Here is a 16,772-nt window from a genome sequence, read left to right as displayed (position 1 = left end):
TTATAAATATGAACTTAAAACTGTTCTTTGTATTTTGCCGGAGTCATACCTACAAGTTTTTTAAATACTGTGTAAAATGTTGATTTTGAATTAAATCCAGATTCATTTCCTATTGCATCTAATGTATATTTGGTATTTGACCTAATGATTAGCTTTGCTTCTTCAATTCTATATTCATTTACAAATGCCGGAAAGCTTTTTCCTAAATTATCATTCAGAAATTGCGAAAATTGGTGCGTAGATATATGAAGTATTTTTGCAATGTCTGAAGATTTTAAATTTGGATCTTTATACAACTTTTGCTCACTCATGAGGATATCTAATTTTTCTATCAGTATTTTTGCTGTCGTGTTGTCAATCTTTTTATCTGCATACTTTTTTTCATCTCCAAAAATTTGATTTTTCTGTTTCTTATTAAAAAGAAAATACAGGAAGAAAGAATAAAACAATACTGAAAAAGTGATAGATCCTATTACAAAATAAGAGTATTTCGTAAAGAAAAACATTAACCATAGGATTAATACAGCTAAAAGTAAAAATGCTAACCATAAATTAATAGGAAGGAGTTTCTCTTCTTTTTGAGATATGTTTTTCATTCTTTTGGCCAAATAATACCCCGAAACCAGAGTATAACATAACCACTGAATATTTATAGAAACCAAAATATATCTTTTCCAAAATATAGGATCACTTCTGAAAGGATATATAAAATGTATACCTATTGCTATACCTATCCAAAATGCAATATGATATTTCCAATACTTAATGTTTTTAGTATTTAATTTAAGTACGGATAGTACATATAAAAACAAAAAAGGGCCAATAAAAATAAAGGTAATAGGGCCAAATGCTGAGTAAGAATTTGGTGTAGCATCACTAAAAAAATAGATAAGAGACCGTAATGCACGCTCACTTAAAAATAAGAGAAAGATTCCGAATAGTATATTTGAAAAATCTTTAGGTTTCTTTATAATTATAAAATAAAGACTTATCAGGAAGCTATTAAAAACCCCTAATGCACCAAAGAAAAATAAGATTTGAGAATATAAATTCATATTTAGATTAAAATATCAAATATATAAACTTGTATAAAAATGGTGTAGTAAAAACTGATTACAAATATAGAAGTAATCATTTAGTTTTTTAGATTGCTTTTTGCTCGATTTTATACAATCTAGGTAAAAGTATTTTTACAATAAAAATTGTATTTATTTCTTTAACTTAAAAGCACTTCTTCTTATTCACTTAAAAATAAGCCTATTTGATGAATTATAGTTTTTATAATTATACAATTTCAATACATTAGCTGCGCAATAAATTATTATAATAATGGCAAAAAAATCAAGAGCTTATTGGAATAGATTGTTACATAGAGACTTAGCATATTTTTTTTTAGGTTTAATCATAGCTTTTTCTATCTCGGGAATCACGCTAAATCATCGACAGAGCTTTAGCTCAAGAGAATATACTGTAAAAGTTGAGCCTTTACAGTTAAAACTACCCAAAGATAAATCAAAAATAAATGAGGAGTATTTTAAAACTATAGCAACTACTATTTCTCAAAATAATTTTAAGACGTTTAGACTAAGAGGTGAGGAAGGTAGAATCTATTTTGAAGATGCTTTTGCCACGGTAAACTTATCGACAGGGAAAGGAACAATAGAGTATGTAAAACCAATTCCTGTGTTAAAACAAATGGCCATTTTACATCAAACCACAAATAAATGGTGGATTTGGTTTTCAGATATTTTTGGTATTGCAATGCTTATAATTGCAATTACGGGAATGTTTATTTCTAAAGGCAAATATAGTTTTAAGAAACGAGGGTGGATTCTAACAACCTTGGGATTATTGTTTCCTTTTATATTTCTATTTCTTATACGCTAAATAAAAAAAGCCAGTAAAAACATCTGTTTTACTGGCTTTTTTTATTTTTTAATCAAGATTTATTCTTTTATCTTTTCCAAATCCATCATAAACGCATAGTATAAAGCGGTACGTTTATAACGCTGAAAACGCCCAGATGCTCCACCATGACCTGTTTCCATATCACAATCCATGATCAACATATTATTATCTGTTTTTAACTCTCGTAGTTTAGCAATCCATTTTGCAGGTTCCCAATATTGTACCTGGCTATCCCAATAGCCTGTTGTGATCAATAGGTTTGGGTATGCTTTTGCTTCAACATTATCATAGGGAGAATATGACTTCATGTAATCATAATATTCTTTATTCTTAGGATTTCCCCATTCATCAAATTCAAATGTAGTTAATGGTATAGTTTCGTCCATCATAGTAGAGACTACATCAACAAAAGGTACAGCAGCCACAACACCATTCCATAATTCTGGTTTCATATTTATGATAGCTCCCATCAATAGACCACCGGCACTACCTCCCATTGCATACATATGTTCTGAACTTGTAAGTCCTTCATTAACCAGAAATTCTCCACAATCGATAAAATCAGTAAATGTATTCTTCTTTTTAAGAAGCTTACCATCCTCATACCAATGTCTTCCCATTTCTTGTCCTCCTCTAATATGCGCCATCGCATACACAAATCCTCGATCTAATAAGCTAAGCCTATCGGATCTAAAGCTTGGCTCAGAACTACTACCATATGAACCATAAGAATATAGTAATAAAGGTGTTTTACTACTTCTTTCAATTCCTTTTTTGTACACAATAGAAATTGGTATTTTTACACCATCTTTTGCAGTTGCATAGAGACGCTCTGATACATAATTATCTTTTGAGAAATTTGGATCTAATACCTCTTGTTCTTTTAAGATTTTCTGCTCTTTCGAATCCATATTATAGTCTATTGTACTATTAGGAGTTGTTAAAGAAGTATATCCATATCGTAAAATATTGGTATCAAAATCAAGATTAGTAGTTGGGTACGATAGATAAGCAGGATCGTTAAACTCAATATAATGATCATTATCACCATTCCATTTCATAACACGAATAGTACGTAATCCGTTAACGCGTTCCTGTAAAACCAGGTGTTCTTTAAAGAGTACAAAACTCTGTAGTAAAATATCTTCGCGATGCGGGATAACATCTACCCAGTTTTCTTTTGCAGTAGCTGTAATAGGTGTTTTTACCAAACGAAAATTCTTAGCATCAAGATTTGTTCTTATATAAAAATGATCATCATAATGATCAACACCATATTCTAAATCTCTTTCTCTTGGTTGAATGATCTTCCATTCTGCATTAGGAGTATTGGCATCTAAATATCGATATTCTGTCGATAAGGTCTGACTACTACCAATCATAAGGTATTTATCTGATCTGGATTTAAATATAAAACAGCTAAAAGTCTCATCCTTTTCATGAAAAACTAACTCATCCTTAGATTGATCTGTTCCTAATACATGCTTATATATCTTATCTTGTCTAAGTGTTATAGGATCTTTAGATGCATAAAAAACAGTTTTGTTATCATTTGCCCATACGGCTCCTCCTCCTGTATTTTTAAGTTCATCTGATAGCATTTCTCCTGACTCCAGGTTTTTAAAATAAACTACATAACGACGTCGGGAAACAGTATCTACACTGTAGGCCAAAAGTTCATTATCTGGACTTACAGATCGACCTCCTATAGCAAAATAAGCATGAGCTTTTGCAAGTTCTGGCCCGTTAAGCATGATATCTTCTTTATCATTGTCATCTAATTTCTTACGACAATATAAAGCGTAATCCATACCTTTTTCATAGCGAGTATAATAGGAATAACCATTGTCATTATAAGGAACAGAAGAATCATCTTTTTTAATACGTCCTACAATCTCATCGTATAATTTTTTCTGCAAACCTTCTGTATGTTTCATTGCCTCATCCTTATAATCGTTTTCGGCATTAAGATAATCCAGCACATCTTGCGTTTGAGCATCAGGTGTTTCGGCGTTTTTTTGCTTATCACTTAGACGCATCCAGAAATAATTATCGATACGTGTATCTCCATGTGCTTTTAACTCTTCGGCAATTTTTTTGGCGACAGGAGCTTCAATGGATTGATAAGGTTCTAAATCAGGTTTTTTTTCTGTATTACATGCCATAAAGAACATCGTAAAAATTAGAAGTGAATAGATGAATTTAGTTTTCATAAAGTATTTAAAATTAGTTTTTAATAAGCCTCTTTTTAAATCATTGCCACAATTTAAATTATAAAAAATAAAAAATGTAATAAAAAAAATATAATTCTTAGTTTTTGGACTTGCTGTATTATTCTATAACAATAGACCTTAAGCATATTACGATTCTATTTTACACGGTAAGTGTGGTTAAGGAGTATGTATAGAAACTTATGATTATATGTCCTGAATAGCCTTAAGCAAAGCTTCTAAGATTACATTTTCTTCTATTGCAGAACTTGGTGAAATTGTACGATTAAGATTTAATTGTCCTTCAGATGCTATTAGCGTATTACTTTTAATAATAGTAGATATAATTATAGAAACCTCTTGTAGCTCGCTATTCGATATACTTTTTTGGGTTTCTTGTGATACTAAAACAGCTTGTTTAAATTGATTAAAGTGATACACAACCTCTGAAGCAGATAAGTAGGTTTCATTTTCTTCAATTTTAAATTGTATGGTTTTATAATCCTGACGACTCTGAATGCCAGAAATTACAGAATCGATTGTTTGAATTAACTGATGAGCAGTATTCATATAGGTTTTCTTCTGTTTTTTATTAAAAACAACGATTATTTGAGATTTGTTATAGGTTATCTTGTGATTATTCTTTCATTGTAACTTTGCCTCCAAAATTCACTCCCCAATTGATTCCGAATACTGTAACCAAATTATCATCTACCGGGAAATCTTTTCCAAAACCACCTATCAATGTGATGTCTTTTGAAAGTATATATTTTAAAGTTCCTACAGAACGCTCACTATTGATACTTCCATCACGAGAAATATATTCATATGCCAGCGAAAATCGATCTATTTCAAGTTCTACTTTTGCTCCCAGATCCCGATAAAATGTTTTGAAAAACTGGTCGTTATCGCCAATATTAAACTCATCTTCAATATATCTGGCAGTTACCAATACATTAAGGTAGTTATTTCGTTCACTATCCGACCCTTCATTTAGAATCAAACTTCCTTGTCCTGTTATCCAACTCCCAAGACGATTAGCTGTACCAGAATCTATCTTATCTCCTTTAAACAATGCACTATATCCAATAGCTCCATCTACACTTACATAGGGTTTGGTGGTTTTTTTAAACTCTTTTAATTGCGGGCTTATTTTCTCTTTTTCTTTTTTATAATGCTCAATAATAGCTTTCTCTGCTATTGCTCGTTTTACAGGGTCGTCTCCACTAGCATCTGTTAATACACTAACAGGAGGGCTATCAAGGTTTTTAAGAATATTACCTACTTTTTTTGCCTCGTTATATATTTTATCTTTATCATAAAAACGTAACAAAGTTGTTCGTAATCCTATAGAATAGGTTTTTCTTTTACCTTCAATGCCTTCGAATTCTTTATCAACATAAGCAGCAGATAATGTTGTCGTATTTAATCCTCTAAATGGCTTCTGTTTAATCTCTCCCGTGGTCTTATCCTCTTCTATACCGATATATTTATAGTATGTTCTGTCCTTACTCTTTCGGTTAATAAAAAAGTAAGGAGCTACTTCTATCGAAAAACTTTCCCCAAAATTATTGAATACGTGTAGTGCTAATGCTTTCAGGTTAGTAGGTGTATAAATTTCTGTTGGGGACTCTCCTACTAATAAAAAAGCTGGAGAACTGGGATTGCTCATTGTAAAATCGCTTAGATTTTGGTCAGTTTTACCCTCCTGTGCCGAACCAAAATATGAGAGGTGTGCTAAGATGACAATAGATAAGATAGATTTGTAATTCATCGTCCTAATTTTTAATTAATTCAATAACATCAAAAACAATGAAAAATTCATCATCAATTTTTAGTTTTTTGCCCTCATAATTTTGTTCATTTTCATCATCTTTTAGATTGATTTTATAAACAGTGTTTTCCAGAATTGGATCAATGTTTTCATCGGTTACAAAACAGTTCGTTACTACATTAAGTTTTTTATTTACAATATCACTACTATTACCTAGATTCGCAGAAAAGTTATATGTGCTGCTTTTTTTTATGATTTTACTATCTAGTTTAACATTAGTACCTACTAAAGCCTCTGTACTAATTTTTACATTAAGTTTGACCTCAGAATTAGTACTCATTTTAAATGTTTTCATGGTTATATATTTATATTTTGTAGTTGGTTACTAATTCTATAAGCCATCTTCAACTTATTAGATCAAAAATACCAATAAAAAGGTACTTTTGATCTCTGATAGGGTATATTTATAAACGAAAGATATATAATCATTTTACTTTTTTACGAAAAAAAAGAATCTCGACCCACTTTTCCATAGTTAATACCAGGTAATAAAGTGAAATGGTTAGTGTCATCAATATAAAAAAGATCACGAAAACCCATTTCAGCCTAACAAACCAATAAAAAACAGAAAATATACTGAATGCATTTTTGCTTGTATCACTACCTATCAAATCCACTAAATATAAACCACATAAATTTTCTACAATATCAAATATCCCAGGGATAAAACAAATAATAAAAAACCAAGGTCTAAGTTTTAAACTTAAGGTACTTTCAAAGACCCGAAGTGAGTAATAGAAGAGAAATGAATAGGCTATAATAAAAACAAAATCGTAATAGGTATTATTCTTAAAATACACTGGGTTTTTAACTAAATCATTAAATTCTGATAGGCTATTAGAAAATTCTATCTTAATAAGATGCTCTACCTGTATGGACGGAATATATGCGAACAGAACACCTAATATCACAACTAGTAGTACATTAATTCTCCAGAGATTGCTATAAAAATTTAGCTTTTTCATTACTTCAGGTTTTTAATTTTTTCTTCACGTATATCTTTATAGGTTGTCCAGTCAAACTGTTCAATTTGTCTGATCGCGGCATCAACACCTTTATTAAAGAGTTTTGCTTTTTCTGAATCATCCATCCAAAAGTCTAACCAATTATGATCTTTTGTATCTACGGTCACTACCCTTTTCTCAATTTCTTTATTATTGAATAGAAAATCATTGTCATAAAAATTTCTGAATGTACTTATGAAAGATGTGATATATCCTATCAATGTAATTTCTTCTAGTTTTTTTACACTCTTCGATGGGTTTTTATTTTCTTTTTGATCACCTACTACCCTTTCACTAAGGAGAACACCAAACGTTGGAAATCTTGGTACAACATTATCCTTTCTATGAAATTCCCGAATAGGAAAATTAGAGAGCATTCCTCCATCTACAAACCTTGCATTAAGTTTTACTGAATTTTCCGCTTTCATTTCATTTTTGTAGTGCTCTGTACCAGGAATGAAATTTTTATAAATAAAAGGAATTGACATTGTCGCCCTTAAAAATGCTGCAGGTTTTATATTCCCCGGGGTAGTCCAATAATCATCTGCTCTCTCAGGGAATTTCACAATACGATTATGTGTTAAATTAGAGGTAATTAGTACTAATCGTGGTTTGTCCCCTTTTTTTGCGTTAACCAATTGTACCAGATCCATCCTTTTTGTAAGGTCATTTTTGGTTTCTATTTGTATTGACATTAGTAGATTCTCTGCCCAACTATAGAACCTTTCTCCGGTATTAATACCAAAATCCTTATCTAATATTTTCACAAAAAGGATATAAATAAATACTAGAAGTGCAACTACATTTAAAGTCCCTATTATAAAATCAAAAAGTCGAAGTTCTGTTCCCGAAATTCCATTTGTGATATTAAAAACAATGCCGAAAAGCCCATATATACCAACGAGAAACCCAATGGAAAAAATCCCTAAAAAAAGTTTTAAAATGATAGACTTATAGTTTCTGAGTAATTTTTGCTGTAACCACCCAATTATTCCATTTTTTTCCATGAACTTACTAAAATTTGTATTTGCAATGATATGAGTAAGTATTTCAGATTTAGTAGCTTGATGTGATTTATCGTTATATTGAAATTTTGAATCTTCAGCATATATAGTATTAGGAATGGACGCTAGAAATAAGGCATTGATTGCCCCAGCACTTGTTCCCCCATGACTATAAAACCGGATACCTATCTTTTCCATAATATAGGTATACCCTAATAATGCAATTCCGTACATTCCGCCTCCTTGTTGAACCAAATCGACAACAGGTCTTTCTATAGATTCTCCTGCATAGTTCTCATTAACTGTAGCATCAGATATAAGTTCTTTTTTTATAAGACCATCAGTAGTAAACTTGTTCTTTAAATTACGTTGTGGATCATTAATTGATTTCTCTAAAATCTCATTTGCAGTAGTAAAAAAACGAGTTGTTTTTTTTATATTCTCCTCACTATGTATTGACACTCTCGAGGTAGTAGAAAAGCCCTCAATAATTTGTTCTTGTATATTCATTTTAGAAATTACTTTTTATTACTATTAGCTATAATAGGAACTTAACTGATCTGGTTAACTAATGAATGAAACCATGATTAACCATCTCATCTATAATGACTTAATTACTGTTAGTTAGTACAAAATCGGGGTGATATTATGCGACGATTGAAGTATTTAAATTTAATAAAAATATACTTCTAAAAAAAGAGGTGAATCCCCCTATTTTTTAGAAGTATTTATATACAAATCGAAATAAAATAAATATAGTGAGTATTTTTATGATAAAAGGAGAATGATTTGACCTGAACACTCCTAAAAACAAGGTAAGGCATAACCAAAAATTACTCTTAAAATGAAAAACTCATTTAAAAACCTGTTTATTTTAAGCTTCTTTTTCGTCCTTTTATTGGCATGTACAAAAGATAGTTTACCAGAAAATGAAAATTTAGTAGAGAATGTAAATGATTCAGTATTTAAAACCATAGTGAATTTAGGGTTTCCAGAAAATGTTATTGAAGATTACGGAAGTTATTATTTGGTAGATAGAGATATTGTTTTTTACAAAAACAAAAAATACCATTCTCCAGTAATAGACCCTGTAACTAAACAAAGACGACATCCCAATTCTGTAACAATTAGCAATGTTAATGTCTATATAAATCCCGGAATGAATTTGGCCTGGAGAAATGCATCTACAGCTGCTATTAACCGTTGGAATGCAGTTAACTCTAGCCTAAATTTAAATATCACATCATCTACAGCTAATGCACATATTCGAATTATGTATGATTCGCAAGATCCAAGTGTTACTTTGGCTAACAATGTTTTTGGAAGAGGAGAATTTCCTACAGCTAATGGCTTGCCGGGCGTAAGAATATGGATAAACCCAGATTTTGCATCTAATACATTTTGTGGCGGACCTATTACTCAAAATATGAGAATTTCTAATGTTCAACATGAATTAGGACATAATTTAGGAATTACTCATACCAATCAAGGTTTTGGAAGTTTGATTCCAGGAACACCTGGGACAGATGCACAATCTGTTATGAATGGAGGGCAAGCCTGTACAATAAATAATTTCAGTGCAGGTGATATTACAGCTATAGAATACCTATATCCAGTTGCTTGGGTAGGATTACCAAAAGCATATACTCGATTCCCTGATCCAACAATATGTACAAATGTTTTTGTTCAGCAAGATTCATATATACTACCCGTATCTCCCGGGGCAGATACCTATGAACTTACTTCGAACTCCCCCAATCTCTATGTAGATACTAATGTTAGTCCTGGACACATCATAACCATGATTACTAATCATACCGGTAATTATACGATTACACTCAAAACTACCAATCAATATGGTAGTAGTTATGCAACTATATATGTTACTGCTATACAATGTAATGGCGGTGGCGGAATAGGGTTTTAGTTCACTAGCATGAAATTCTAAAAAACCAACCTCTACAATCATATAGTTGTAGAGGTTGGTTTTAATTAATAGTAATTGGCTTGATTATGTAATTACCTTGTTATTTTACTTACTATTAATAAGTGTTTGCAGATTGTCTTCAGTTTTTCTATCGATTAGTTTATTTAGCGGGTCAATACCTGCTTTGATCGGTTTTTGATCCACAAGAATTTCTAATTGCATTATCTGATCAATAATTTTGTGTTTTTCTAAATAAATTAACTCTTCTCCTCCATCAGGTCCTTCTCCGTATACGCCAATATCAATCCAATCCTGTACAGGTATTGATTTTTCTACTCCTGTACTATCAATACGATATTTTGTAACGTCTAATGCCAAGTTTACTTTAAATGTATTTTTAGAAAGCTCTTCATACACTCCTTTGGTAGCCTTATTTTCATATAATGTCACTGTTTCAAATAAATCAGTAATAATATACTGTAGATTATCAGGTGTAACTTCCCTAAAATAACCTAATAAATCTATTGTAGTAGGATATCTTTCTGTCTTTGTCTTTAACAGGCCATCATAACTATTCCAGTCTCTGATAAAACGTTTTAAAGCAAGGTTAACCATCTTTTCTCCAATATAGTCCTGTAAGGCGTAAAGGTTCACTAGTCCTTTGCCATAATGTATGTATTTTTGTCCAGATTCTACCAATGACAGAGGCATCTCACCTATTTGTTCCCCAGCTCTTCCTGTTAGGTAACGATTCATTTGTGTTTTAATAAACTGCCGTACTTTTTCTTCGGGATATGCTTCTTTAAGCACCATGATGGCAGAGTATTGAGCCAAAGCTTCAGAAATCATTCCTCTACCCTGTACAGAGGCAGGATTTACCTGGTGCCCCCACCATTGGTGTGCCAGCTCGTGAGCAGTTATATAGAAAGCCATGTCTACATCATGTTCATCATCAATATCCATCAGGAACCCTATACCTTCAGAAAAGGGTACTGTATTTGGAAATGATTGAGCAAAAGTCTGATATCGAGGAAACTCTAATATTCGCATTTGCTTGTATTGATAAGGCCCGAAATGGGTACTAAAATAATCAAAAGACGTTTTCATTCCTTTCATCATTCTATCTAGATTATATTCATGCCCTTTGTGATAATAAATTTCTAAGTCAACAGAACTACCCAGGCTATCATGTATAGGCACCCACTTATCCTTCAACACTTCATACTTTGCTGAAACAATAGAATAGAAATTAGACATGGGTTTATCCATCTTATAATGATAATAGTTACGATTGCCTTCTTTCCATTTCTTTTGTAAATAACCAGGAGCAATAGCGATTTGACTGCTATCAGTACCTATAATCATTTCAAAATTAATTTCTTCTCCATCTCCTTTTGATCTACCTTGTTTAATTGCTTGCGGATCATTTATTTTGGCTCTTCTACTTCTAGGTTTCAAATCATACTCCTCACGCTCATTATCATCATGTAATTCGAGGTTTCTATTGTATCCTAGTGTTGGAAAATGGAAATTATCGAAGAACGTTCCATTATAAACAATTTTGGTATTTGATTTTTCAACAAAACCATTTGTGGTAAATGTTTGCTTAAACTCCATTTTAACAGAATCTCCCGGTTTCAGAGCTGTATTTAATCTATAGACATAATAACTATACTCTTCATTATCATTATTTACTGTAGCTCCATTTTCAAACTTAATATATTCAATTGCTACCTGGTAATTTGGTAATTTTTGAATATGAACCTCATTAATAGCTATATTATGCGTATTCGTTAGCATATAGTACCCTTCAACCGAATAGTCTCTATCATATGGAAAAAGATCTACTTTTAAGTTTACATCTACAATTTTTGGTTGTGGCAAATACTCAAAATGTTTGAGTTTTTTCTCATAATTTGCTCTATACGTACTCTCTTCCTTCGGAAATGAATATTCATTAAGAATGTTAGTATTGTAAAAAATATAGCTACCTAATGATATAAAGATTAAGATAGTAACAGTACCTAGCTTTATCAAAGGCTTGGTCAATCGTTGTTTACTTAGTTTCCAACGCTTTTTTATATGTGTTTCTGTACCTCTTACAGAAAATATAGTGGTAATGATAAATAGAATAATAGAAAACAAAATCCAATATATTTTGAAACTCATGTATGGCCATAGAAAATGCCCATAACCATTCATATCTGAATATGTTCCTAAATCTCCTCCACCAAAAGTGTATAATCCATGATCTAACTCTAATACTTCTAGCAAAATAAATGTAACAAAGAAGAAGATTACAACCATAATATGGCCTAAGAATTTATGATTCGTCAGAACCTGGAAAAAAAAGGAAATAAATGTTAAAAGGATAAGAAATGGAAAGATTTCAATAAAAAAACCATAGAAATATACATCCAATTCATAGTGGTAATACCCACTTAATGTTTGGAAAATTACTCCTGCCAATATTAAAGCCGACATTAATACTATATATATAAGTATAAGCCCAACAAACTTACCTGCCAAATTGATAAAATCAGATATGGGTATGGCATCGTAGATACCATTCAATTTTGTATCTCTTTCTTTCCATACAAGTTCGCCAGAATAAAACAAAAGAATCATTAAGAAGAAATAGATAGACATCTCCTGAAGCTCTTCTACTATAATATATGTAGCAGGATAACTATTAACACCATAAGAGGTATCTAAACTGATAGAGTTGATAAATATGATACTCATCCCACAAAGAACAATGGCCCAGAATGAAGTTTCTTTAAGAATTGATTTGAAATTAAATAAGACGTGCTTCCAGAATTGAAAAATAGTAGCTTTAATATCAAAATATAAATTAGCCTTTGGAACTTGACTATCCAAATGGTGTACAGTAGACTTGTTTTCTTCTTCAGAAATAGCTATTAGTTTCTTTTTTGAGGCTTTGCCTCTAACCAAATTGAAATTAAACTTATAATACCCTATTATCAATGTAATTATCCCTACTCCTATCCATAACAACCTGTTGTATAGTAGTACTCCTTCTATAGGAAGCATTAATATACCTCGTTCTGCTTTGGTCCAGAATTGAGTTAATACACTAATAGTTTGAAAAGAAAAGGGGTCCAGTAGAGCAGCAAAAAAACGATTATCCGGGTTCTTTAATAATGTAAGGGTTACTATATATGCCATTAGTAAAAACACTCCCTGAATGTATACAAACATTAATTTTCGGCTTAAAGCACCTCCCACATAGAAAACTGCCCCGCAAAAGAATATATTAGGTATAACCAGATACAGGAAAGGTTGTAAGTAATGCCAGAAATTGAAAGGTAACATAACGTCTGCATCACGCCACGGCATAAATTCACCTAGCATAAGCCCAAAAAGCAGGCCACAGAAAATAAAAAGTAATATGATAAATGATCCTATAAAACGTCCAATTAGATAATCCCTTTTTTTAATGGGATTTATAAACATTAGAGATTCCATATTATGATCAAAATCTCTTAAAGCAGCTACTCCCATGATCATAGAAGTAATCATAGTAAAAAAAGCAGAAACAATTGCCATTATTCTAGCTATATCCTGAGGAGAATTTGTTCCTAAGGCGCCAGAGTTTCTATCCATAAGAACATCTGCCGCTACTATAGAAAATAAAAATACAATTGCAAAGTATATATAGGTATCAGGGCGTTTGGTTCTGTACTTAATTTCGAATTTTAGTATTTCGTACCACATAATATTAGTTGAGATTAGTTTGAAATGAAAATATTAGATCTGTCTATATTTATGACAATGCATTCTGATATTGACCTCTGCCAAAAATTTGTGAGAAATACACATCTTCTAAATCTGCCTGAATCGGTATAAATCCATCTCCCGGATCGTTTTCACTAAGAACATGAATGACAGGCTTACCAAGTAGGAATTTTTCTGCGATCACCACATGATGTTGTTTATAGTGCTCTAATTCATTTTTCTTAATTGTTTTTTTATATACCTTATCTTTCAATTGCTCGATAGCTTTAACCGGATTTCCTTTCAGAAGTACTTCTCCCCGATTAACAATAGCCATATTGGTACACAATTCTTTAACATCATCAACAATATGGGTAGAAAGGATGACTACAGTATTTTCACCAAGTTCACTTAGCAAATTATAGAATCGGTTTCGTTCTGCAGGATCTAGACCGGCGGTTGGTTCGTCTACGATAATAAGTTCTGGATTAGAAAGTAGCGCTTGTGCTATACCAAAACGTTGCTTCATTCCGCCAGAATAACCTCCCATATTTTTTTTCCTGTGATCGTACAGATTTGTTTTATGTAAAAGGGCCTTAACAACTTCTTTTCTTTCTTTAGTATTTGTCAATCCTTTAAGTACAGCCAAATGATTCAATAATACTTCTGCAGATACTTTAGGATATACTCCAAACTCTTGTGGTAAGTATCCCAAAATTTTTCGTACTTCATTTTTTTGAGTTAAGACATCCAGGTCTCCAAATGTGATTGTACCTTCATCTGCTTCCTGAAGCGTAGCAATAGTTCGCATTAGTGTAGATTTTCCAGCTCCGTTAGGTCCTAATAATCCAAACATTCCTGTTCCTATTTCAAGATTTAGATTGTTAATCGCCTTCACTCCGTTTTTATATGTCTTTGTTAAGTTTTTAATGACTAATTCCATAATTGTTCGTTTTTTGATTGAAATTGTAAAATGAGATATACAGTACTTGTTATGATTTGAGTTATTAATTTTCTTCGGGTAGCATAGGGAGTTTTTGACCAGAAAGAGTTCCACGAGCAAATTCACCTGATTGCCACAATAGAATTTCACCCGTCTTTCCGCTTTTCATATTTGCATCAATAACAATTACTTTTCCCTGGTAACGTGTTTCAATTTGTCTATGTGTAGTATGACCAACGATTATATGTTCTACCTTAAAATGTTTTAGTAATTGATCAATTTGTTTTGCGGTTGCCAGTTCTCCCTGAAAATACCCTCTATAATAGATTGGGCCATTATTTCTATGTAGATAAGTACCAAGATCATTACGTGCTTCGGGCAATTCACTAACTACCAGCTGTTGTTTAAATTCTTTATTGATTTGGTCTATTGATAACCCTTTTGATACAAGATCAGGATGAAATCCACCATGGGTAAATAGAAGGTTATTTATTTTGACCAAAACTGATCGAGTTCGCAACCAATCTCCCAGAACACTACCTTTAGCAAAAAGAGATTCTAAAGGTTTGTCTAATATATTTGCGATGTCTTTATATTTAGGGTGTACAGAGCGTAGATTACCATTAAGAACCATTACATCATGATTCCCTAGTAATACATGCAATTTCCCTCCACTTTTTTCTGCTTGTTTTTCTAAATCATATAAAAACCATAATACTTCGGTTACATGAGATCCCCGATCAAAAATATCACCGGTAACTACAAAATGACCATTACCAAAGTTCCATTTCTTATCCTCATTGATAATGCCATTATGTTGTAATAATTGGATAAATACATTGTATTGTCCATGAATATCGCTGATAGCGGCAATTTTGAATTCTCCATTATACTCCAGCATTTCTACTTCAGCAGGATTGCCTCCCCATAAAGTAGCTTTCATCCCATTGTATTCAATTGCTTGAGGAGTTTTGTTGCTGAATTTTTTGATATGTTTTTTTCCTTCACTTACCCAAACAGCAATACGTTCTGTTTCAGATTCGGTTACGTAAGGACCATCAGAAGGTTCTTTATAAGGCACTTTCAATACTTCTAAAATATCTCTGATGTTATCTTCTTTTGCTAAATCAATAGCCGTATACTCATCATGGATGTTTAAATAAGGATCCGCATCATAATTTATTAGTATTTGAAGTGCTTTTTTATCTCTACTTTTAATAGCAAATACCAATGCAGTTTGTTTTTTACTACTCACATAATTGATTTCTGCTTTATGATCGATAAGTTCTTTAATAATTGTGTAGTTTCTATATGCAACCGCATACATTAATGGTGTTATACCATCAGAAACTAAATTTGGATCTGCACCACTATTCAATAAATATTTAGTTACTTCATGAGTTCTATCGTTTTTTATAGCATATAAAAGCAAAGTGTATCCTTTATCATAGCTTTTATTGATATCATTGCCTTTATCTAAAAAAGCTTTAACGGCTTCTACATCGCCCAACTTAATATTTTGATGAATATCACTGGAGTTTTTGCCTGTTTTGGTTGTATTGAATCGTTTCTTAATCTGTTCCTTAGTCAATTCTCTAACCATATTTAGAGTAAGTTGTTTTCCGCTTTTAGAACTCCAGGTGCCTGTAATTTCTTTTTCTGAAATTTGACCAGAATAGCTACCTTCTGAATGAATAACAAAATCGAGTGCTGTATCGGTAACAACAATATTCTGCATTGGTAATGTCGCTACTCCTTTAGAAGCTGGCCCCATAAAACCGATTAGTTTACCTTGATCTGACCTCTCAAAACGCCAGATAATACCTACTGATTTATTTTCATTGATAACGATATTGCCATCCCAGTTTCCTATGATACTGGTTACAATTTTGTCACTGGTGATTTGTTCTTGAGCCAAGGTGGCCGTGCTAAAAATTAATAGAGTTATAAAAGAATAAACAAAATTAAATACATGTGTTTTCATAGTATGTGATATGGTTTAGAATGGTTAGTATTTGTATGACTGTTCCTTTTGATTGAATTATTTTGACCAAACATAATAGCCAAGCCTAGTGATATTATGATAAATGTGATAAGTATGGTTTGGTAAGGGATACAAAGGCTTTTGGTGAGTATAAAGTGACTTGATCACACTTTTCTAGAAGTTGAAACCTGTATAGAGTATGTTTATCAACTTCTTTGGA

At 31.8% G+C, this 16,772-nt stretch carries 11 protein-coding genes; 2 read left to right on the top strand and 9 right to left on the bottom strand.

Annotated elements, in window-relative coordinates; genetic code table 11:
• Positions 1-14 precede the first annotated feature (14 nt).
• A complete protein-coding gene (locus AAFU52_RS21915) occupies positions 15-1,055 on the bottom strand; it encodes a helix-turn-helix domain-containing protein (protein WP_024770182.1) in 1,041 nt (346 codons plus the stop codon).
• A 274-nt stretch (positions 1,056-1,329) separates the two neighbouring features.
• Between AAFU52_RS21915 and AAFU52_RS21910 the strand changes: the two genes are divergently transcribed.
• Complete coding sequence (locus tag AAFU52_RS21910; RefSeq protein ID WP_024770181.1) at positions 1,330-1,887, top strand: PepSY-associated TM helix domain-containing protein; 558 nt, start codon at positions 1,330-1,332, stop codon at positions 1,885-1,887.
• Between the two features lie 59 nt (positions 1,888-1,946).
• On the opposite strand, the gene AAFU52_RS21905 is transcribed toward AAFU52_RS21910, so the two are convergent.
• The 5 genes from AAFU52_RS21905 to AAFU52_RS21885 all read right to left on the bottom strand — a co-directional run bounded on the left by AAFU52_RS21905 (position 1,947) and on the right by AAFU52_RS21885 (position 8,470).
• Positions 1,947-4,121, bottom strand: a complete 2,175-nt coding sequence (locus tag AAFU52_RS21905) for a S9 family peptidase (RefSeq protein ID WP_438423553.1) — start codon at positions 4,119-4,121, stop codon at positions 1,947-1,949.
• Positions 4,122-4,325: 204 nt separating this feature from the next.
• Positions 4,326-4,688: a hypothetical protein gene (locus tag AAFU52_RS21900; protein WP_438423552.1), complete on the bottom strand. Its 363-nt coding sequence runs from the start codon at positions 4,686-4,688 to the stop codon at positions 4,326-4,328.
• 67 nt (positions 4,689-4,755) lie between these two features.
• Positions 4,756-5,892, bottom strand: a complete 1,137-nt coding sequence (locus AAFU52_RS21895) for a hypothetical protein (protein ID WP_024770178.1) — start codon at positions 5,890-5,892, stop codon at positions 4,756-4,758.
• 4 nt (positions 5,893-5,896) lie between these two features.
• Positions 5,897-6,247 (bottom strand): hypothetical protein, encoded by a 351-nt coding sequence (locus AAFU52_RS21890; RefSeq protein ID WP_438423551.1) that lies wholly within the window; start codon positions 6,245-6,247, stop codon positions 5,897-5,899.
• A gap of 669 nt (positions 6,248-6,916) precedes the next feature.
• Positions 6,917-8,470, bottom strand: a complete 1,554-nt coding sequence (locus AAFU52_RS21885) for a patatin-like phospholipase family protein (protein WP_438423550.1) — start codon at positions 8,468-8,470, stop codon at positions 6,917-6,919.
• 334 nt (positions 8,471-8,804) lie between these two features.
• Between AAFU52_RS21885 and AAFU52_RS21880 the strand changes: the two genes are divergently transcribed.
• Entirely contained in the window at positions 8,805-9,887 is a 1,083-nt protein-coding gene (locus AAFU52_RS21880; RefSeq protein WP_438423549.1) for a hypothetical protein, read from the top strand.
• Between the two features lie 105 nt (positions 9,888-9,992).
• Here AAFU52_RS21880 and AAFU52_RS21875 read toward each other — a convergent pair whose 3' ends face one another.
• From AAFU52_RS21875 to AAFU52_RS21865, 3 genes are all read right to left on the bottom strand, one after another.
• On the bottom strand, positions 9,993-13,625 hold the full coding sequence (locus AAFU52_RS21875; RefSeq protein WP_438423548.1) for an ABC transporter permease/M1 family aminopeptidase: 3,633 nt from the start codon (positions 13,623-13,625) through the stop codon (positions 9,993-9,995).
• Between the two features lie 49 nt (positions 13,626-13,674).
• A complete protein-coding gene (locus tag AAFU52_RS21870) occupies positions 13,675-14,568 on the bottom strand; it encodes an ABC transporter ATP-binding protein (protein WP_438423547.1) in 894 nt (297 codons plus the stop codon).
• Positions 14,569-14,632: 64 nt separating this feature from the next.
• The gene (locus AAFU52_RS21865) at positions 14,633-16,552 is read right to left on the bottom strand and encodes an ankyrin repeat domain-containing protein (RefSeq protein ID WP_024770171.1); all 1,920 of its coding nucleotides are present in this window, start codon (positions 16,550-16,552) and stop codon (positions 14,633-14,635) included.
• Between the last annotated feature and the right edge of the window lie 220 nt (positions 16,553-16,772).

Origin of the sequence: Aquimarina macrocephali (assembly GCF_051627225.1) — a bacterium.
In the GTDB taxonomy this organism is placed as follows: domain Bacteria; phylum Bacteroidota; class Bacteroidia; order Flavobacteriales; family Flavobacteriaceae; genus Aquimarina; species Aquimarina macrocephali.
Note: the sequence above shows the minus strand (reverse complement) of the source record. Positions and strands in the feature narration are given on the sequence as shown.